Origin of the sequence: Pelagibius marinus (genome assembly GCF_014925385.1) — a bacterium.
In the GTDB taxonomy this organism is placed as follows: Bacteria; Pseudomonadota; Alphaproteobacteria; order Kiloniellales; family Kiloniellaceae; genus Pelagibius; species Pelagibius marinus.
The window spans coordinates 83,619-101,261 of record NZ_JACSDK010000001.1 but is presented as its reverse complement, the minus strand read 5'-3'; the positions used below and the strand labels follow the sequence as shown (position 1 = coordinate 101,261).

Annotated in this window: 14 protein-coding genes; 11 read left to right on the top strand and 3 right to left on the bottom strand. The window is 67.7% G+C overall.

The features are described 5' to 3' along the window. The first annotated feature begins 117 nt into the window (after nucleotides 1-117). The 5 genes from dnaA to H7X47_RS00440 all read left to right on the top strand — a co-directional run bounded on the left by dnaA (nucleotide 118) and on the right by H7X47_RS00440 (nucleotide 9,203). Nucleotides 118-1,611, top strand: coding sequence for a chromosomal replication initiator protein DnaA (dnaA, locus tag H7X47_RS00460; protein WP_319633499.1), 1,494 nt, complete (start codon nucleotides 118-120; stop codon nucleotides 1,609-1,611). Between the two features lie 419 nt (nucleotides 1,612-2,030). Beyond that, nucleotides 2,031-3,149, top strand: a complete 1,119-nt coding sequence (gene dnaN, locus H7X47_RS00455) for a DNA polymerase III subunit beta (RefSeq protein ID WP_193366646.1) — start codon at nucleotides 2,031-2,033, stop codon at nucleotides 3,147-3,149. A 48-nt stretch (nucleotides 3,150-3,197) separates the two neighbouring features. After that, entirely contained in the window at nucleotides 3,198-4,463 is a 1,266-nt protein-coding gene (locus H7X47_RS00450; RefSeq protein WP_227010099.1) for a DNA replication/repair protein RecF, read from the top strand. A 41-nt stretch (nucleotides 4,464-4,504) separates the two neighbouring features. Then, entirely contained in the window at nucleotides 4,505-6,973 is a 2,469-nt protein-coding gene (gene gyrB, locus H7X47_RS00445) for a DNA topoisomerase (ATP-hydrolyzing) subunit B (protein WP_193366645.1), read from the top strand. A gap of 268 nt (nucleotides 6,974-7,241) precedes the next feature. Then, nucleotides 7,242-9,203, top strand: coding sequence for a transglycosylase domain-containing protein (locus H7X47_RS00440; RefSeq protein ID WP_319633498.1), 1,962 nt, complete (start codon nucleotides 7,242-7,244; stop codon nucleotides 9,201-9,203). Between the two features lie 16 nt (nucleotides 9,204-9,219). Here the strand turns inward: H7X47_RS00440 and H7X47_RS00435 are convergent, their stop codons facing one another. Then, the gene (locus H7X47_RS00435) at nucleotides 9,220-10,422 is read right to left on the bottom strand and encodes a multidrug effflux MFS transporter (RefSeq protein WP_193366643.1); all 1,203 of its coding nucleotides are present in this window, start codon (nucleotides 10,420-10,422) and stop codon (nucleotides 9,220-9,222) included. 182 nt (nucleotides 10,423-10,604) lie between these two features. Here H7X47_RS00435 and H7X47_RS00430 point away from each other — a divergent pair, with 182 nt between their 5' ends. Continuing rightward, entirely contained in the window at nucleotides 10,605-11,054 is a 450-nt protein-coding gene (locus H7X47_RS00430) for a VOC family protein (RefSeq protein WP_193366642.1), read from the top strand. On the opposite strand, the gene H7X47_RS00425 is transcribed toward H7X47_RS00430, so the two are convergent. Beyond that, on the bottom strand, nucleotides 11,045-11,752 hold the full coding sequence (locus H7X47_RS00425) for a M48 family metallopeptidase (protein WP_193366641.1): 708 nt from the start codon (nucleotides 11,750-11,752) through the stop codon (nucleotides 11,045-11,047). The genes H7X47_RS00430 and H7X47_RS00425 overlap by 10 nt on opposite strands. A gap of 134 nt (nucleotides 11,753-11,886) precedes the next feature. Between H7X47_RS00425 and H7X47_RS00420 the strand changes: the two genes are divergently transcribed. Next, on the top strand, nucleotides 11,887-12,141 hold the full coding sequence (locus H7X47_RS00420) for a hypothetical protein (RefSeq protein WP_227010098.1): 255 nt from the start codon (nucleotides 11,887-11,889) through the stop codon (nucleotides 12,139-12,141). Nucleotides 12,142-12,257: 116 nt separating this feature from the next. On the opposite strand, the gene H7X47_RS00415 is transcribed toward H7X47_RS00420, so the two are convergent. After that, on the bottom strand, nucleotides 12,258-13,139 hold the full coding sequence (locus H7X47_RS00415) for a bifunctional transcriptional activator/DNA repair enzyme AdaA (RefSeq protein WP_193366640.1): 882 nt from the start codon (nucleotides 13,137-13,139) through the stop codon (nucleotides 12,258-12,260). Nucleotides 13,140-13,398: 259 nt separating this feature from the next. On the opposite strand from H7X47_RS00415, the gene ugpB reads away from it, so the two are divergent. From ugpB to H7X47_RS00395, 4 genes are all read left to right on the top strand, one after another. After that, entirely contained in the window at nucleotides 13,399-14,721 is a 1,323-nt protein-coding gene (gene ugpB / locus H7X47_RS00410; RefSeq protein ID WP_193366639.1) for a sn-glycerol-3-phosphate ABC transporter substrate-binding protein UgpB, read from the top strand. A gap of 71 nt (nucleotides 14,722-14,792) precedes the next feature. Further along, nucleotides 14,793-15,677: a sn-glycerol-3-phosphate ABC transporter permease UgpA gene (gene ugpA, locus H7X47_RS00405; RefSeq protein ID WP_193366638.1), complete on the top strand. Its 885-nt coding sequence runs from the start codon at nucleotides 14,793-14,795 to the stop codon at nucleotides 15,675-15,677. Then, on the top strand, nucleotides 15,677-16,525 hold the full coding sequence (ugpE, locus tag H7X47_RS00400) for a sn-glycerol-3-phosphate ABC transporter permease UgpE (protein ID WP_193366637.1): 849 nt from the start codon (nucleotides 15,677-15,679) through the stop codon (nucleotides 16,523-16,525). Before ugpA ends, ugpE begins: the two co-directional genes overlap by 1 nt. Nucleotides 16,526-16,542: 17 nt before the next feature. Further along, entirely contained in the window at nucleotides 16,543-17,643 is a 1,101-nt protein-coding gene (locus tag H7X47_RS00395; RefSeq protein WP_193366636.1) for a sn-glycerol-3-phosphate import ATP-binding protein UgpC, read from the top strand.

Sequence of the window (17,643 nt, the reverse complement as noted above, 5' to 3'; positions counted from 1 at the left end):
TAATGACGAATGAGGTTGCTGGCCACGTCATGGACGATGCTTGTGCTTTCGCGGAGTTTTACCTCTTGCAAATGATGTGCAGGGATTGGGTCGCAGTGCACACGCCGCTTGGGGGGAATGTCTAAGATGGTTGGTGGTGACGGTGAGGCGACGGTCATCGAGCAATGGAGTCGGGTACGCGGGCGGTTGCGTGCGGAAGTCGGTGAAGCGGCTTACCGTTCTTGGCTGAAACCACTGACTCTTGCCGGGTCGCGTAACGGAAAACTTCGACTCGCAGTGCCGACGCGTTTCATGCGCGATTGGGTTGCGAGCAACTATGCCGAACGTCTGCGCGCTTTGTGGAGCGAAGAGGATCCGGATGTCGGCGGCATCGAGATTGTCGTGCAGCCGCCGGCGCGTCCGACTCCGAAGCCCGGCGCAGGAGCGCCGCTCATCGGCGGTGCGACGGAAACGCGCGGCGACGCAGCGGTAAATGGCGCAGCGATGGGGAAGGTCTGTGAAGTTGCGGCCTCCGCTCCTGCAGGCATTATGCCGCGGGGGAGCGCCGCGGGCGGCGAAGCCGCATCGGAAAGCGCAGCGCGCGACGGGATTTCCGCGCCCTTGGATCCGCGCTTCACATTTGACAACTTTGTCGTCGGCAAGCCGAACGAATTGGCCTATGCCGCGGCGCGTCGTGTTGCGGAAGCGCCGATCGCGCCCTTCAATCCGCTGTTTCTCTACGGCGGCGTCGGCCTGGGCAAGACGCACCTGATGCACGCCATCGGCCTGCACATCAAGAAGCAGTCGCCCGAGCGCCGCATCATCTATCTCTCCGCCGAGAAGTTCATGTATCAGTTTGTGCGCGCGTTGCGCACGAAGGACACCATGGCCTTCAAGGAACAGTTCCGTTCCGTCGACGTGCTGATGATCGACGACGTGCAGTTCATCGGCGGGCGCGAGGCGACGCAGGAAGAGTTCTTCCATACCTTCAATGCGCTGGTCGATCAGAACCGCCAGGTCATCATCTCGGCGGACAAGAGCCCCAGCGACCTGGAGGGCGTCGAGGAGCGCATGCGCTCGCGACTCGGCTGGGGCCTGGTGGCCGACATCCACCCCACCACCTACGAGTTGCGTCTCGGCATCCTGCAGGCCAAGGCCGAGCAGTCGAGCACCGACATTCCGGTGAAGGTGCTGGAGTTCCTGGCGCACAAGATCACCTCCAACGTGCGCGAGCTGGAGGGCGCCCTGAACCGCATCATGGCGCACGCCACCCTGGTGGGCCGCCCGATCACCCTGGAGACCACCCAGGAGGTCCTCCACGACCTGCTGCGGGCCAACGACCGCCGGGTCACCATCGAGGAGATCCAGAAGCGCGTCTCGGCTCATTTCAACGTGCGCATCGCCGACATGCACTCGGCCCGCCGGGCCCGTGCCGTGGCCCGGCCGCGCCAGGTGGCCATGTACCTCTCCAAGCAGCTGACCTCCCGTTCCCTGCCGGAAATCGGCCGGAAGTTCGGGGGGCGCGACCACACCACGGTGATGCACGCCGTGCGCAAGGTCGAGGAGCTGAAGGCCACCGATTCCAGCTTCGCGGAGGACGTGGAGCTGTTGCGGCGCATGCTGGAGGCCTGAAACCGACCCTCCGGCAGGGTTTTTGCCGCCCCGGCGCCGGTTTTCCGGCCTTTTGGGGGCGGGAAAAGCGAGCCAAAAGAGTCGCTTAGCAGGTGCACCCGCCGCCCCCGGCAAATGGGGCGGCCGGGGCGCCGCAAGTGCGCTTAAAGCTTACGTTTTCGCCCTTCCATGCTATACTCGGCGACCGCGCTGCGGAGCCGCATTTCCGGGCTCTGGCGCGCGGTGCCGATGGGTCCCGAAATCGCTGCCGGCGGCTGGCGCGCCGCGGCGGAATCAGGGGCCGCGCGGGCCCTGATCCGGGGCCCCCATCACAAGCGTACACACCAAGGACCTGCGTACATAAAAGGGGCCTCAAAAAGTCCCCACATGGCACCCAAGAGAACGATCAACATCATTGCCTGAAGGCCAAGCGTCCCATCATGAAGCTGACCATTGAACGCGCTGCGCTCCTCAAATCCCTCACGCACGTGCAAAGCGTCGTGGAACGCCGCAACACCATCCCCATCCTCTCCAACGTGCTGATCGAGGCCGACGGCGCCTCGCTGTCGCTGACCGCCACGGACATGGACCTGACGGTGATCGACAAGATCGCCGCGGAGGTCAGCCAGCCGGGCGCGACCACGGCGCCGGCGCACACGCTCTACGACATCGTGCGCAAGTTGCCCGAGGGCGCGCAGGTGGAGATCGAGGCTGGCGGCGACGACGCGCGCCTGAAGCTGCAGGCCGGGCGTTCCGTCTTCACCCTGGCAACGCTGCCGCGCGAGGACTTCCCGGCGACTTCCGGCGACGACCTGCCGCAGAGCTTCACCCTGCAGGCCGGCGAGTTGAAGACCCTCATCGACCGTACGCGCTTCGCCATCTCCACCGAGGAGACGCGCTACTACCTGAACGGCATCTTCCTGCACGCCGCCCAGAGCAACTCCCTGCCGGTGCTGCGCGCCGTGGCCACCGACGGCCACCGCTTGGCGCGGGTCGAGATGCCGCTGCCCGACGCCGCCAAGGACATGCCTGGGGTCATCGTGCCGCGCAAGACCGTGAGCGAGCTGCGCCGCCTCGTCGAAGGCGTCGACGATCCCGTGGAACTCGCCCTGTCGGAAACCAAGATCCGCTTCGCCTTCGGCCCCACGGTGCTGACCTCCAAGCTGATCGACGGCACCTTTCCGGATTACGAGCGCGTTATTCCCGCCGGCAACGACAAGGTGCTGGAGGTGGACTGCAAGTCCTTCGCCGAGGCGGTGGACCGTGTCTCCACCATTTCCTCGGAAAAGAGCCGCGCGGTGAAGATGGCCGTCAACAACGGTGCCCTGACCCTCTCGGCCAACAGCCCGGAAAACGGTACCGCCGTGGAGGAGCTGGAGATCGACTACGACGGCGCCGGCATCGAGATCGGCTTCAATTCGCGCTACCTGCTGGACATCGCCCAGCAGATCGAGGGCGAGGCCGCGCAGTTCACCATGGCCGACCCGGCCTCGCCCACCATTGTACGCGAGGTGGCCGACAGCAGCGCCCTCTACGTGCTGATGCCGATGCGCGTGTAAGCCGAGGCCCCGGATGAGCTTTCGCCGCAACAACCAACGCCGCACCTCTTGCTGAGCCCCGCTGCCTTCGGCGATGCGGAGTCCGGCGCCGTGTCGCAGCGCATGACCGAAACCGGTGTCTGGCTCAGCCGCCTCGTGGTGTCGCAGTTCCGTTGCTACGCCGCGGCCGAGTTGCGGCTGCAAGCCGCGCCGGTCGTGCTGACCGGCCCCAACGGTGCCGGCAAGACAAACCTGCTTGAGGCGATCTCCTTCCTCTCGCCGGGGCGTGGCCTGCGGCGGGCGCGGCTCAGCGAGATCGACCGCAGCGGACCTGGCGTCGCAGCGGCCGGCTCTTCCCCGGATAATCCCCCGGATAATCCCCCGGGCAATCCCCCGGGCAATCCTTGGGCGGTGGCGGCCACGGTGATGACGCCGGAGGGGCCACGCGACGTCGGCAGCGGGCGCGATCCCGGGCAAGGTTCCGACGCGGTCCGCGAACGCCGCCTCGTGAAGGTCGACGGTGCCGCGGCGCGCGGCCAGCAGGCCCTGGCGGAGATTCTCTCGGTGGTCTGGCTGACGCCGCAGATGGACGGCCTGTTCCGCGAGGGGGCCGGCGGCCGGCGGCGGTTTCTCGACCGCCTGGTCTATGGCTTCGATCCGGAGCACTCGGCGCGTTGCAATGCTTACGAGCATGCCCTGCGCGAACGTGCGCGCCTGCTGAAGAGCGGCCGCGGCGACGCGGCCTGGCTGGCTTCGCTGGAGGACTCCATGGCCACCCGCGGGGTCGCCATCGCCGCCGCGCGGCTCGACATGGTGGAACGCCTGCAGCAGGCCTGCGACAACGCCGAGGGGCCCTTCCCCAAGGTGGCGCTGGGCCTGGAGGGTGCGGTGGAGGACTGGCTGCGCCAGGGCCCGGCCCTGGCCGCCGAGGACGCCTTGCGCGAGGGGCTGGCCGCAAGGCGCCGCCCGGACGCGGAGGCCGGCGGCGCCGGCCTGGGCCCGCACCGCAGCGACCTCACGGCCACCCACAAAGCCAAGGGCGTGGCCGCCGAGCTCTGCTCGACGGGCGAACAGAAGGCGCTGCTGATCGCCATCCTCATGGCCCACGCACGCCTGCTGACGCTGGAACGGGGCGCGGCGCCCCTGCTGCTGCTGGACGAGGTGGCGGCGCATCTGGACGCCGCGCGCCGCGCCGCGCTCTACGAGGAGATTCTCGGTCTCGGCGCCCAGGCCTGGCTGACCGGCACCGACGCCGCCGATTTCGAGGGCCTGGAAGGCCGGGCCCAGTTCTTTGACATCAACGACGGGGCCGTGCGCCCCGCCGGCGCGGCCTGAGGCCGTGCGACCCTCTAGACGATGAAGAAACCAGGTTTGCTATGAGCAACGAAGAAAAGCCGATTGAATCCGCCCCCAGTCACTCCACGGGCAAGACCGCGGAGGACGCCGCCTATGGCGCGGAGTCCATCAAGGTGCTGCGCGGCCTGGAGGCCGTGCGCAAGCGCCCGGGCATGTATATCGGCGACACCGATGACGGTTCGGGCCTGCACCACATGGTCTACGAGGTGGTCGACAACGCCATCGACGAGGCACTGGCCGGCCACTGCGACACCGTGACGGTGGTGCTGAACGGCGACGGCTCGGTCACCGTGGGCGACAACGGGCGCGGCATCCCCGTCGACATCCATTCCGAGGAAGGCGTCTCGGCGGCCGAGGTCATCATGACCCAGCTGCACGCCGGCGGTAAGTTCGACCAGAATTCCTACAAGGTTTCCGGCGGCCTGCACGGCGTCGGCGTCTCGGTGGTCAACGCGCTCAGCGAATGGCTGGAGCTGACCATCTGGCGCAACGGGCAGGAGCACTGGATGCGCTTCGCCGGTGGTGATGCCGAGGCCCCGCTGGCGGTGCGCGGCCCCGTCGAGGGCAAGTCGGGTACGCAGATCACCTTCATGCCGTCGGACAAGATCTTCACCATGACGGAGTTCGACTTCTCGACGCTGGAGCACCGCCTGCGCGAGCTGGCCTTCCTGAACTCCGGCGTGCGCATGACGCTGACCGACGCGCGCAGCGCCGAGCCCAAGGAGATCGAGCTGCACTACGAGGGCGGCCTGATCGCCTTCGTGAACTACCTCGACCGCACCAAGACCGCGATCTTCGAGCCGCCGGTCACCATGGCCGCGGAGCGCGACGGCGTCACCGTCGAGGTCGCCCTGCAGTGGACCGACAGCTATCACGAGACGGTGCTGTGCTTCACCAACAACATTCCGCAGCGCGACGGCGGCACCCACCTGGCCGGATTCCGTGCCGCCCTGACGCGCCAGATCAACACCTACGCCACCAACACCGGCCTGCTGAAGAAGGAAAAGGTGGCGCTGACCGGCGACGACGCACGCGAGGGGCTGACCTGCGTGCTCTCGGTGAAGGTGCCGGATCCCAAGTTCTCCAGCCAGACCAAGGACAAGCTGGTCTCCTCCGAGGTGCGGCCCATCGTCGAGTCGGTGGTCAACGAGCGCCTCGGCCAGTTCTTCGAGGAACACCCGCAGGAGGCGCGGCGCATCGTCGGCAAGGTGGTCGAGGCGGCGGCGGCCCGCGAGGCGGCGCGCAAGGCGCGCGAGCTGACCCGGCGCAAGGGCGCGCTGGACGTGTCCTCCCTGCCCGGCAAGCTGGCCGACTGCCAGGAACGCGACCCGGCCAAGTCGGAACTCTTCATCGTCGAGGGCGACTCGGCCGGCGGCTCGGCCAAGCAGGGCCGCGACCGCAAGAACCAGGCGATCCTGCCGCTGCGCGGCAAGATCCTGAACGTGGAGCGCGCGCGCTTCGACAAGATGCTCTCCTCGCAGGAAATCGGCACCCTGATCACGGCCCTTGGCACCGGCATCGGGCGCGACGAGTTCAACATCGAAAAGCTGCGCTACCACAAGATCATCATCATGACCGACGCCGATGTCGACGGCAGTCACATCCGCACCCTGCTGCTGACCTTCTTCTTCCGGCAGATGCCGGAGCTGGTCGAGCGCGGCTACCTCTATATCGCACAGCCGCCGCTCTACCGGGCCAAGCGCGGGGAGTCGCTGCGCTACCTGAAGGGCGACCGCGAGATGGAGGATTACCTCATCGGCAGCGGCCTTAGGGACGCGGTCCTGGACCGTCCCGGCGAAGGCCAGATGGCCGGCGAGGACCTGCGTCACCTGGTGGAACGTGCAGTACGCGCCCGACACCTGATGGAGCCCCTGATCCGCAAGGTCGGCAACGCTGACGTGGTCGAGCAGGCGGCCATTGCCGGGGTGCTGAGCCCCGACATCCTGGACGACGACGCCCAGGCGCGCCAGGCCGCCGAATACATCGCCACGCGGCTCGACGCCCTGGCCAAAGACCATGAAAAGGGTTGGCAGGGCAGTTCCCTGCCCGATGGCGGCCTCAGCTTCACCCGCACCCTGCGCGGCGTGACGGAGCAGCGCGTCGTCGACGGCCCGCTGATCCGTGCCAGCGAGGCGCGGCGCCTCGACGAGATGGCCTCGGAGCTGCAGGAAGCCTTCGCCCACCACGGCGAGCTGACCTCCAAGGACAAGACCTTCCGCATCGCCGGCCCGATCAGCCTGGTCGCGGCGATCTTCGAACTGGGCCGCAAGGGCGTCAGCGTGGCGCGCTACAAGGGCCTGGGCGAGATGAACCCGGAACAGCTCTGGGAAACTACCCTCGATCCAAATGTCCGCGCGCTGTTGCAAGTCAGGGTGGCACACGCCGACGAGGCGGAGGACGTTTTCTCCACGCTGATGGGCGATGTGGTCGAACCGCGCCGCGATTTCATACAGCAGCATGCTCTGGAGGTCGCGAATCTCGACGTGTGAGACCGGGCGCCGGGGGCCTGGACCGACAAGCTCCGCCGCCTCAAGATTGCCACCATCCGCGCTTATGGGATTTGTGGTGAAGCGCGTCGGATTTCTCTATCTATAAGTCATGGCCGAAAGGAATCGTGCCACGAAGAGCCGGTCGGGGGATGCCGGTCGCAGCCGCAAGACCACCGCGTCCGGCCGTTCGTCGAAAGGCGGCGGGCGGAAGTCGGGGGGCGGCCGCAAAGGCAAGTCGACGTCCAAGGCGACCAGGAAACAGAAGGCGGTGCGCGCCGCCGGCCTGCTGCGCCGTGTGATCACCTGGGGGCTGGTGGCCTCCATCTGGTGTGGCGTGGTGCTGACCGGCGTCTTGGCCTGGTACGCCTACGACCTGCCCGACATCGGCGAAATCGAGAAGATGACTCGGCGGCCGAACGTCACCCTGCTGGCGTCCGACGGCACGCGCCTGGCCTCCTTCGGCGACCGCTTCGGCGCGACGCGGAGTCTGCAGGAGCTGCCGCCGCACCTGCCGCACGCGGTCATCGCGGTGGAGGACCGGCGCTTCTACGAGCACGGCGGTATCGACTTCCGCGGCCTCCTGCGCGCGGTCTACGTGAACATCCGTGACGGACGCATCTCCCAGGGCGGCTCGACGCTGACCCAGCAGCTGGCCAAGAACCTCTTCCTTACCCCCGACCGCACGCTGAAGCGTAAGATCCAGGAGGTCATGCTGGCCTACTGGCTGGAGAATCGTTTCACCAAGGATCAGATCCTCACCATTTACCTGAACCGGGTTTATCTGGGCGCCGGCACCTACGGCGTCGACGCCGCCGCGCGGCATTACTTCGGCAAGCCGGCGACGCGGGTCGGCCTCTACGAGGCGGCGCTGCTGGCGGGCCTCCTGAAGGCGCCTTCGCGGCTCAACCCGACGAACGATCCCGCCGGCGCCGACCAGCGCGCCGCCCTGGTGCTGCAGACCATGGTCGAGGCGGGTTTCATCACCGGCGAGCAGGCGGAGGAAGCCGTTGCGAAGAAAACCTCGGCGCGCGTGGCGCGCGATGACATCGCGCCCTACTTCGCCGACTGGATCCTGGCCCAGGTGCGCGACTTCCTGGGCGGCATCGACGACGACATCCGCGTCGTCACCACCATCGACCCCACCGCGCAGATCGTCGCCCGCGAGGAGTTGGCCAAGATCCTGGACGAGGAAGGTGCCAAGCGCAGCGCCGGCCAGGCGGCGCTGGTCAGCCTCGCGCCCGACGGGGCGGTGCGCGCCCTGGTCGGCGGGCGTGACTACGCCGACAGCCAGTTCAACCGCGTGACCCAGGCGCTGCGCCAGCCGGGCTCGGCCTTCAAGGCCTTCGTCTATCTCTCGGGGCTGGAGGCGGGCCTCACCCCCGACAGCCTCGTCAAGGATGCGCCGGTGCGCGTCGGCAAGTGGACGCCGGGCAACTACGGCGGGCGCTACTACGGCGAGGTCACGCTGCGGGAATCCTTCGCCCGCTCCATGAACTCCGTGGCCGTGCGGGTGACCCAGAAGGTCGGGCCCAAGACCGTGATGGCGACGGCCCGGCGTCTGGGCATCACCAGCGAACTGAGGCCCACCGGCGGCATCGCCCTGGGCGCTTCCGAGGTGACGCTGCTGGAACTGACCGGCGCCTATGCCGCCTTCGCCAACCAGGGCCGGCGGGTGACGCCCTACGGCATCACCGAAATCCGCGACGCGCGCGGGCAGCTGCTGTTCCAGCGCGACCGCGCGCCCGGCGATACGGTGGTTTCCGCCCGCCACCTGGCGCAGATGGCCAACTTGATGTCGGCCACCGTCGTCTGGGGTACCGGCAAGGCGGCCCAGCCCGGGCGTGCCGCCGCGGGCAAGACCGGCACCAGCCAGGACTTCCGCGATGCCTGGTTCGTTGGCTACACCGCCGAGCTGGTGACCGGCGTATGGTTCGGCAACGACGACGGCGCGCCGATGCAGAAGGTCACCGGCGGCTCCCTGCCAGCGCAGTTGTGGGGCCGCTTCATGCGGCGCAACCTGGACGGCCTGCCGCAGCGCCCGTTGCCCGGCGGCGGCGCGCTGGTCGCCCAGACCCAGGACGACAGCATCGGCGGCTTCATCGGCCGCATCCTCAAGGGCCTCACCGCCGAAAAGCCGGCGGCGGCGCAGCGGCCGTCCAAGCCGGCCGCTCCGGCGGCCCGCCAGCAGGACGACAAGCCTTTCTGGAAGCGCGAAGACCAGCGGGACTGAGCCCGAATCCTGTTTCCTAGTCTCCCGCCGCCGGCCGTGGGGCGGGATGCACCACCAGCCAGTAGGCCAGTGCGCCGCCCAGGGCGACCAGGGCGATGGCCGCCATCATGGCGAAGGCGGACTCGCCGCTGCCGTGGCCGACGGCGATGCCGACCAGGGCGGCGAGCCCCATCTGGAAAAAGCCGAGCAAGGCCGAGGCCGAGCCCGCCATCTGCGGGAAGGGCCCGATGGCCCCGGCCTGGGCATTGGGCATCGCCAGACCGGTGCCGGCCATGAAGACCATCACCGGGCCGACGATGCCGGGCACGGTGACGATCCCGGCGAAATAGAGCGCCAGGCCCGCAAGGCCGCCCGCCACCTGCACCGCAGTGCCGAGCTGCACCATGCGCTCCAGCCCCAGCTTCACCGTCAGCCGCCCGGAGAGGAAGGTGCCGATCATGTAGCCGACGACGATGGCGGCGAAGCAGAAGCCGTAGACGTCGGGCGTCAGCCCCAGCAGGCCGATCAGCACGAAGGAGGAGCCGGAGATGAAGGAGAAGATGCCGGAATAGGTGCAGGCGGTGATGATGACGTAGCCCAGGTAGCTGCGGTGGCGCAGCAGGGCTCGGTAGTTGCCGAGGATGTGCCCCGGCCGGGTGGCGTCGGGGCTCTTCCACTGGTTGGTCTCCGGCAGGGTCATCAGCGCCGCGGCCAGGGTGGCGGCGGCGAAGATTCCCAGCACCGCGAAGTTGGCGCGCCAGCCGAACCAGACCTCCAGGAAGCCTCCCAGGATCGGCCCGAAGGCGGGGGCCAGCGCCATGGCCATACCCATGTAGGACAGCATGCGCGCGGCGCGCTCGCGCCCGTAGATGTCGCGCACCACCGCGCGGCCCAGCACCGGTCCGACGCAGGCGCCGACGGCCTGGAAGAAACGGGCCAGGACCAGCACCTCGATGCCCGTCGCGAAGGCGCAGACCAGGGTGGCCAGCAGGTAGAGCGCCAGCCCGCCCAGAATCACCGGGCGGCGGCCGAAGCGGTCTGACAGAGGGCCGTAGGCGAGCTGGCTGAAGGCGAAACCGGCCAGGAAGATGGAAAGCGTCAGCTGCACCTCGGCGTTGGTGACGCCGAAGTCGCGGCCGATGGCCGGCAGGGAGGGCAGGTAGAGATCGGTGGAGATCGGGCCCAGGGCGACCATGGCGGTCAGCAGGACGGAGACGATCAGGCTCTCGGCGCGCGCCATGGAAACTCCGGTGAGCGGGCCAGCGGCGGAACTGGTCCGGAAAGGTGGTGCGAAAGTGGATGTTTACGGGGAGAACCCGCCTCCGCTTATAGTCGCCCCAGGCAAGTGCCCGCAAGGAAAGCCGCCGCAATAAAAGCCGCCACAAGAAAAGCCGCCACAAGAAAAGCCAAGGGACCCGGCAGATGAGCGAAACCGAAAAGCCCCCCTTCCCCGATGCCGACACCTACGGGCGCTCGCTGACCGGCTTCGGCGTGAACCTGCTGGTGCGCGACGTGGCGGCGACACTGGCCTTCCTGACGGAAGTGCTGGGGGTCGAGGTGGTCTACGCCGACCGCGACTTCGCGGTCTGCCGCCACGGCGGCCAGGAATGGATGCTGCATTCCGATGCCAGCTATCACGCCAATCCCCTGCTGGCGCTGACCGGCGACGGGGCGATCCGCGGCGCCGGGTTGGAGCTCCGACTCTACGGCATCGACCCGGATGCGGCGGCGGCCAAGGCAGAGGCGGCGGGGCACGCCGTGCTGCAGCCGGCGACCGACAAGCCGCACGGCCTGCGCGAGGCCTACATCGCCGGGCCCGACGGCTATGTCTGGGTGCCCTCGGTGCACAAGGCGGCGAAAGATCAGCCGTAGCGCCAGAGCTCGTTGGCGTTGCGGCGCAGCCAGATCTTGGCGCCGCTCATGTCCTCGCTGAGCCGGCCGGCCAGTTTCCAGAAGCGCTGGGAGTGGTTCAGGTGGACCAAATGCGCCACCTCGTGGGCGACGACGTAGTCCAGCACCACTTCCGGGGCGAGGATCAGGCGCCAGGAGAAGTTGAGGTCGCCGTCGGAGTTGCAGGAGCCCCAGCGGCTGCGCGTGTCGCGCAGGCTGAGGCGCCCGACGCGCCGCTCGACGCGCGCGGCCTTGTCGCGGGCGCGCGCGCCGATCTCCGCGCGGGCCTCGCGCTTCAGGAAGTCGCCGAGGCGCCGCGGCAGGTGCTCCGGCTGGCCCGAGACGCGCAGCAGGCCGGGCTCGCGGATCACGCCGCCGCGCGCGGCCGGGTCGTGGGTGACGACGTGGTTCTCGCCCAGCAGCGGGATCACCGCGCCGTCGGCGAAGGGAATGCGCTCGGGCACCTTGGCCAGGTGCTTCAGGATCCAGCCGCTGTTGCGCTCGGCGAAGGCGACCGCTTCGTGGATCGGGGTGCGGTTGGGCAGGACGAGGCGCACGCCGTCGCCCTCGGGGGTCAGCCGCAGGGTAATGCGCCGGGCCTGCGGGTGGCGCCTGAGTTCCAGCGGCACGTCCCGCTCCCCGAGCCGCAGGCTGCGCGGCGCATCCAGTCTGAGAGCCATGGATTCTCTATATCCCGGCGACTCCAAAGGGGGCAAGTGCGGGCAGCTACAACGCAGGCTGGCGGCGGGCTTCGGGGCCGTGCTAGCCTTCTCGGCGGCGGCGATTCCGGCCGCTTTGTCAGGGTGTTATGCGCTTGGACAGCGTTTCTTCGCAGAGCATGGCCGCACCGGCGATTGCGCAAGGATCTGGGGTCGGGATCGGCCACAACGAGGGACCGCCGCTGGTGGAATCCCAGTGGCATCTGGCCGCCTGGCGGATGGCCCACAAGAAGGCCTGGGACAACCCGCCGATCGAGGTGGTGCGCCGCCGCCTGAAGCGCGCCCAGGCGCTCGGCATGTCCTACCGCGAGTACACCCTGGAGATCCTGGAGCGCGGCCGCTACCTGTGAGGCCAATTCACCGATGTCATGCTCGGGCTGGTCCCGGGCATTCAGGGCGGGCGCTTCGACGGCAGAGCCCCTGAAACCCTGGACCCTCGGAACAAGTCCGAGGGTGACCAAAAAACCTACTCCGGGTGCTCCGCCTCGCCTTCCAGGAGGGCGGCCTTGCGCTCCACGCCCCAGCGGTAGCCGCCCAGGCCGCCGTCCTCGCGCAGGGCGCGATGGCAGGGGATGACCAGGGAGACCGGGTTGGTGGCGCAGGCCCGGCCGACGGCGCGCTGGGCGCGCGGCGCGCCCAGGATCTCTGCAATCTCAGAATAGGTGCGGGTCTCGCCGCAGGGAATGGCGATCAGCTCGTTCCACACCCGGCGCTGGAAGGCGGTGGCGCGCACGTCGAGGGGCAATTCGGCGTGCGGGATCTTGCCCTCCAGGAAGTCGATGACCAGGGAGACCGACTGGGCAATGGAATGCTGGTCGCGGGTGATGCTCTCGGCCTGGGGGAACTCGTGCTCCAGTTCCTCGACCAGCAGCTTGTCGTCGTCGCCCAGGCTGAGGAAGCAGAGGCCCTTGGCGGTGGCGGCCACCAGCAGGCGGCCCAGCGGCGAGGCGACGATGTCGTAGACGATGACCGCGCCCTTGCCGCCCTTGGCGTAGGAGGCCGGGGTCATGCCCAGCATGCGCTCGGCGCGCTCGTAGACGCGGGAGGAGGAGCCGTAGCCGGCGCCGTAGGTGGCCTGGGCGATGGATTCGCCGTTCTTCAGCTGCTCGCGGAAGGCGGCATTGCGGCGCGCGTCGGCATAGTCGCGCGGGCTGACGCCCATGACTCGCTTGAAGAGGCGCTGCAGGTGCCAGGGGCTCACGTCCAGCGCCTGGGCGATCTCGGCCAGGGTCAGGCGCTCGCCCTCCTGCGCGTCGATCAGGTCACAGGCCCGGCGCACCAGGTCCAGCTGCCTGGCGGAGGCCTTGGCCTGGGGCCGCGCGGCGCTCTTGGCTTTCTGCATGTCCATCGCTTTCTCTCCTGCCGACAATAGCCATTCTCGGCCGTTTTGTAGCGGGACAAAGGACTTCGGCTCTATCCGAAGCTTGCGCGGCAATCGCCGGTGAAAAACTCAGCAGGTTCCCGAATTTGTTATTAGGCGAACAGTCCCATTGTCATATAGTCGTAACAAAACAATCAAAAGAGCATCGCGACGGGCCGCTAGCTTTGCGCCGCATTGCGCGGCCCCCCTGGGGGATCCGAGTCGCACGAACTAGGGAGAACCTCTTATGCGTTTAGACCGCAGAATCATCACCTGGGCCGCCGCCGCGGCCTTCGCCGGCAGCCTGCCGCAGGCCGCGCTGGCGGCCACGGAAATCGAGTGGTGGCATGCCATGGGCGGCAAGCTGGGCGAGAAAGTCAACGAGATCGCCGAGGGCTTCAACGCCTCTCAGAGCGATTACGTCCTCAAGCCCGTCTACAAGGGCAACTACACCGAGACCATGACCGCCGCCATCGCCGCTTTCCGCGCCGAGCAGCAGCCGGCGATCGTTCAGGTCTTCGAGGTCGGCACCGCCTCGATGATGTCCGCCAAGGGCGCCATCAAGCCGGTCTACCAGCTGATGGAAGAGGCGGGCGAGCCCTTCGACCCTGCCGACTACCTTTCCTCCGTCACCGGCTACTACACCGATGCCGAGGGCAACATGCTGTCGATGCCCTTCAACAGCTCGACGCCGGTGCTCTATTACAACAAGACCGCCTTCCAGAAGGCCGGCCTGGATCCGGACAGCCCGCCGGCGACCTGGCCGGAGGTCGAGGCCGCGGCCAAGAAGCTGCAGGCCGCCGGCTATCCCTGCGGCTTCACCACGGGCTGGCAATCCTGGGTGCAGCTGGAAAACTTCAGCGCCTGGCACAACGTGCCCTTCGCCACCAAGGCCAACGGCTTTGAGGGCGTCGACACGGAGCTGGCCTTCAACAGCCCGCTGCACGTCAAGCACATCTCCACCATGGCGTCCTGGCAGAAGGACAAGGTCTTCGACTACGGCGGCCGCCGCTCGGACTCGGCGCCGAAGTTCTATAACCAGGAATGCGGCATGTACATGAACTCCTCGGCGGCCTACGCGGGCATCAAGGCCAACGCCAAGGACTTCGAATTCGGCGTCGGCCAGCTGCCTTACTGGCCGGAGGCGGGTAAGCCGCAGAACTCCATCATCGGCGGCGCCACCCTCTGGGTGCTGAACGGCCATTCGGACGAGGAGTACAAGGGTGTCGCCAGGTTCTTCTCCTACCTCTCCTCGCCGGAAGTGCAGGCCGACTGGCACCAGTTCACCGGCTACCTGCCGATCACCCACGCCGCGGCCAAGCTGACCAAGGAGCAGGGCTTCTACGCCAAGAACCCGGGCACCGACGTGGCCATCATGCAGATGACCGCCCATGAACCGACGGCCAACTCCAAGGGCCTGCGCCTCGGCAACTTCGTGCAGATCCGCGACGTGATCAACGAGGAGCTGGAGGCCATCTGGAACGGCGACAAGACCGCCCAGGAGGGCCTCGACGAAGCCGTGGAGCGCGGCAACGCGCTGCTGCGCAAATTCGAAAAGACCGCCAACTGAGCGGCTTTTCCGGTTAGGACGGCCGGCCGGGTTTCCCGGCCGGCCTCCCGCCTTTCGGGGTTCGGCTTTCCATGCAGCACAAGCGGGTGATCTTCCAGGGCCGCGTCCTGCCCTATTTCCTGGTCCTGCCCCAGCTTATCGTCACGCTGGTCTTCTTCATCTGGCCGGCCTCCCAGGCGCTGTACCAGTCGGTGCTTCTGGAGGACGCTTTCGGCCTCAGCACTGAGTTTGTCTGGTTCGAGAACTTCGAGGACCTCTTCGCCGATCCCAGCTATCTGAATTCCTTCAAGACCACCGTCGTCTTCTCGCTCGGCGTCACCACGCTGTCGATGATCGCGGCGCTGGTCCTGGCCGCCATGGCCGACCGGGTGGTGCGTGGCGCCACGGCCTACAAGACGCTGCTGATCTGGCCCTACGCCGTGGCCCCCGCCGTCGCCGGCGTGCTGTGGTGGTTCATCTTCAACCCCACCATCGGCGTCTTCGCCTACGCCCTGCGGCAGCTCGGCTATGACTGGAACCACTTCCTCAGCGGCAGCGATGCCATGATCCTGGTGATCATCGCCGCGTCGTGGAAGCAGGTCAGCTACAACTTCCTCTTCTTCCTGGCCGGCATGCAGGCGATCCCCAAGTCGCTGATCGAGGCCGCGGCCATCGACGGCGCCGGGCCGGTGAAGCGCTTCTGGACCATCATCTTCCCGCTGCTGTCGCCGACCACCTTCTTCCTGCTGGTGGTCAATGTGGTCTACGCCTTCTTCGAGACCTTCGGCATCGTCCACGCCACCACCTCCGGCGGCCCGGCCCAGGCCACCAATATCCTGGTCTTCAAGGTCTATAACGACGGCTTCATCGGCCTCGACCTCGGCGGCTCGGCGGCCCAGTCGGTGATCCTCATGCTCATCGTCATCGCGTTGACCGTGGTGCAGTTCCGCTACATCGAGCGCAAGGTGCAGTACTGATGATCGAGAACCGCCCGATCGTCACCCTGGTCACGCACATCGTGCTGCTGCTCGGCGTGGCGGCCGTCGCCTTTCCCATCTGGCTGGCCTTCGTCGCCTCGACCTATCCGGTCGACGGCCTGGTCTCCGGCGTGCTGCCGCTGTGGCCCGGGGACCAGTTCTGGATCAACTACGGCTCGGCGCTGACCGGCGGCGTCGAGGCGGCGGGCAGCCCGCCGGTGCTGCTGATGATGATGAACAGCTTGGTCATGGCGCTGGCCATCGCCGTCGGCAAGATCGCCATCTCCATCATCTCGGCCTACGCCATCGTCTATTTCAGCTTCCCCTTCCGCGCCACGGCCTTCTGGATCATCTTCATGACCCTAATGCTGCCGGTCGAGGTGCGCATCCTGCCGACCTACGAGGTGGTGGCGAACCTGGGCATGCTTGACAGCTACGCGGGCCTGGCCATTCCGCTCATCGCCTCGGCGACGGCGACCTTCCTGTTCCGCCAGTTCTTCCTGACCATCCCCGATGAGCTGCTGGAGGCGGCGCGGGTCGACGGCGCAGGGGCCTTGCGCTTCTTCTTCGACGTGGTGCTGCCGCTGTCGCGCACCAACGTCGCCGCCCTCTTCGTCATCCTCTTCATCTACGGCTGGAACCAGTACCTCTGGCCGCTGCTGGTGACCACCGACGAGTCCTACTACACCATCGTCATGGGCATTCAGCGCATGGTCGCGGTGCCGGACTCCGAGCCGCTGTGGCACCTTATCATGGCCACCGCGATCCTGGCGATGATCCCGCCGGTCTTCGTGGTGATCGCCATGCAGCGGCTCTTCGTGAAGGGCCTGGTGGAAACCGAGAAGTAAAAGAACGAAAGCACCCCATGGCAGAGATTTCCCTGCGCAATGTGAAGAAGAACTACGGCAGCACCGCCGTCATCCACGGTGTCTCGGTCGACATCGCCGACGGCGAGTTCATCGTCATCGTTGGCCCCTCGGGCTGCGGCAAGTCGACGCTGTTGCGCATGATCGCCGGGCTGGAGGTCATCACAGAGGGCGAGATTTCCATCGGCGAGCGCGTGGTCAACAAGCTGGAGCCCAAGGACCGCGACATCGCCATGGTGTTCCAGAACTACGCGCTCTACCCGCACATGACGGTCTACGATAACATGGCCTACGGCCTGAAGATCGCCGGCAAGTCCAAGGCCGAGATCGCCGCCCGCGTGAACGAGGCGGCGGGCATCCTGGAACTGCAGGAACTGCTGCAGCGCAAGCCGCGCCAGCTTTCCGGCGGCCAGCGCCAGCGCGTCGCCATGGGTCGCGCCATCGTGCGCCAGCCGGCGGCCTTCCTCTTCGACGAGCCGCTGTCCAACCTCGACGCCAAGCTGCGCGTGCAGATGCGCCTGGAGATAAAGCGCCTGCAGCGCCGCCTCGGCACCACCTCGGTCTACGTGACCCATGACCAGGTGGAGGCCATGACCATGGCCGACCGCCTGATCGTGATGAACGCCGGCAACGCCGAGCAGATCGACTCGCCCATGGCGGTCTACGAGCGCCCGGCCAGCCTCTCCGCCGCCGGCTTCACCGGCCCGCCGGCCATTATCTTCCCGCCGGCGAAGACCCCCGGCGCGGGCGCCGCGGCGGCGCTGGCCGGCGGCAGTCACATCCGCCTGCCCGCCGGCGGGCTTTCCAGCCTGGCGGACCGCCGCGTCATACTGGGCGTGCGCCCGGAGCATCTGCGTCCGGTCGGTGACGGCGAGGCGACCTTCGCCATGCAGGTACAGCTGGTGGAAACGCTGGGCGCCGACACCCTGGCCCACGGCACGCTGGGCGGGCGTGCCCTGGGCGACGAGGACGCGACCCTGACCCTGCGTCTGGGCGGCAACGCGCAACTCAGCGAGGGGCAGAGCCTGGGGCTGGCCGCCGATCCCGGCGAACTGCACTTCTTCGATCCGGAAAGCGGCCGGCGGATCGCCGACCTCTAG

Coding starts and splice junctions, on each gene's coding strand:
- dnaA (WP_319633499.1), top strand. CDS start 118: ATGTCTAAGATGGTTGGTGGTGACGGTGAGGCGACGGTCATCGAGCAA.
- dnaN (WP_193366646.1), top strand. CDS start 2,031: ATGAAGCTGACCATTGAACGCGCTGCGCTCCTCAAATCCCTCACGCAC.
- gyrB (WP_193366645.1), top strand. CDS start 4,505: ATGAGCAACGAAGAAAAGCCGATTGAATCCGCCCCCAGTCACTCCACG.
- H7X47_RS00435 (WP_193366643.1), bottom strand. CDS start 10,422: ATGGCGCGCGCCGAGAGCCTGATCGTCTCCGTCCTGCTGACCGCCATG.
- H7X47_RS00430 (WP_193366642.1), top strand. CDS start 10,605: ATGAGCGAAACCGAAAAGCCCCCCTTCCCCGATGCCGACACCTACGGG.
- H7X47_RS00425 (WP_193366641.1), bottom strand. CDS start 11,752: ATGGCTCTCAGACTGGATGCGCCGCGCAGCCTGCGGCTCGGGGAGCGG.
- H7X47_RS00415 (WP_193366640.1), bottom strand. CDS start 13,139: ATGGACATGCAGAAAGCCAAGAGCGCCGCGCGGCCCCAGGCCAAGGCC.
- ugpB (WP_193366639.1), top strand. CDS start 13,399: ATGCGTTTAGACCGCAGAATCATCACCTGGGCCGCCGCCGCGGCCTTC.
- ugpA (WP_193366638.1), top strand. CDS start 14,793: ATGCAGCACAAGCGGGTGATCTTCCAGGGCCGCGTCCTGCCCTATTTC.
- ugpE (WP_193366637.1), top strand. CDS start 15,677: ATGATCGAGAACCGCCCGATCGTCACCCTGGTCACGCACATCGTGCTG.
- H7X47_RS00395 (WP_193366636.1), top strand. CDS start 16,543: ATGGCAGAGATTTCCCTGCGCAATGTGAAGAAGAACTACGGCAGCACC.